General features: G+C 39.1%; 1 protein-coding gene. It reads left to right on the top strand.

Annotated features, from left to right (window positions below; all coding sequences use genetic code 11):
- The first annotated feature begins 128 nt into the window (after window positions 1–128).
- On the top strand, window positions 129–1211 hold the full coding sequence (locus tag CXF78_RS00605; RefSeq protein WP_011637223.1) for an AI-2E family transporter: 1083 nt from the start codon (window positions 129–131) through the stop codon (window positions 1209–1211).
- Window positions 1212–1381 lie beyond the last annotated feature (170 nt).

Consider the following 1381-nt stretch of genomic DNA (forward strand, 5'->3'; position numbering starts at 1 on the left):
ACGCCGAGATGTTCCCTTGTTGATAAAAAAAATGGGTTTTGGTATTGAAATCATTGCTGATCAACCGCAATGCTTGTCATTTATCATCACCAAAACAAATTAATATTGTTTATATAAAAGGTTTTTCAATGCTGGAAATTTTAACTGATTGGTACAAAACCCGTTTTAGTGACCCACAAGCCATAACGTTAATGTTTATCATTATTGGGATTGGTCTTGCATTGTACTTTGGTTCCGGATTACTTGCGCCATTACTGGTTGCTTTGGTGTTAGCTTTTTTATTAGAGTGGCCAGTAGCACAGATGTCGCGACTGGGTATAAGCCGAACCGCTGCTGCAACAATTGTGTTGGTGGTTTTTTTAGGGTTGATGATTATTTTGACGTTTGGTTTAGTGCCCAGTATTTGGCGCCAAGGAGTGTCATTGGTCACCGATTTACCTTCTATGATCGATAAGGGCATGATAATCGTGCGCGAATTTAGTGCTGATTACCCGCAGTTTGTGAGTGCATCGCAACTTGATTCGATGATGGAAGAAATCAACAAGATGCTTGATACACAGCACCTGATTGATTTAGGTAAACAAATTCTGGGTTATTCTGCGTCATTATTAGTGTTAATGGTGTACGCGATTTTAGTACCATTATTGGTATTTTTCTTTTTAAAAGACAAAGAGTTTTTATTAAACGGTAGCAAACGATTTTTCCCGTCTAACCGTGGTCTTGCACGAAAAGTTTGGTTTGAAATGGACCAACAAATTTTTAATTATATTCGCGGTAAAGTGATTGAGATTGTTATTATTGGCGTAGCCAGTTATATCTTTTTTGCTATCATGGGGTTGCGTTATTCAGCGCTACTGGGCGTATTAACAGGTTTGTCGGTATTGATCCCATATGTTGGCGCAACATTGGTTACATTGCCGATTGCGTTAGTGGCATTTTTTCAGTGGGGTTTTAGTGCTGAATTTGGTTATTTAATGTTAGGTTATGGGATTATTCAGGCGTTAGATGGCAATGTGTTAGTACCGCTACTCTTTTCTGATGCTGTTGATTTACATCCCGTTGTGATTATTGCTGCGGTGTTAGTATTTGGTGGCTTATGGGGCGTTTGGGGAGTCTTTTTTGCCATACCACTAGCTTCGTTAGTCAAAGCCGTCATCAATGCTTGGCCGAATAACCAAGAGCAACAACGAGTCAAGTTTGACAGTGAATAACACTTGCCTGTGGTATTGAACTACACCTGTACAGAAACAAAGCCTGTTGGATACACATTAAGCTAACCCCATTATGGTGTTAGCTTTTTTATTATCAGGCTTATGTTGTGACATTTAGAGATTGTACGAATGGTAATCGCGATAGAAAGAATGACCGTTAGACAAATAAC

This window comes from Shewanella sp. 11B5 (genome assembly GCF_002836795.1).
Classification (GTDB): Bacteria; Pseudomonadota; Gammaproteobacteria; order Enterobacterales; family Shewanellaceae; genus Shewanella; species Shewanella frigidimarina.

Bases quoted from the DNA above. Each gene is read 5' to 3' on its own strand.
- CXF78_RS00605 (WP_011637223.1), top strand. From the start codon at position 129: ATGCTGGAAATTTTAACTGATTGGTACAAAACCCGTTTTAGTGACCCA.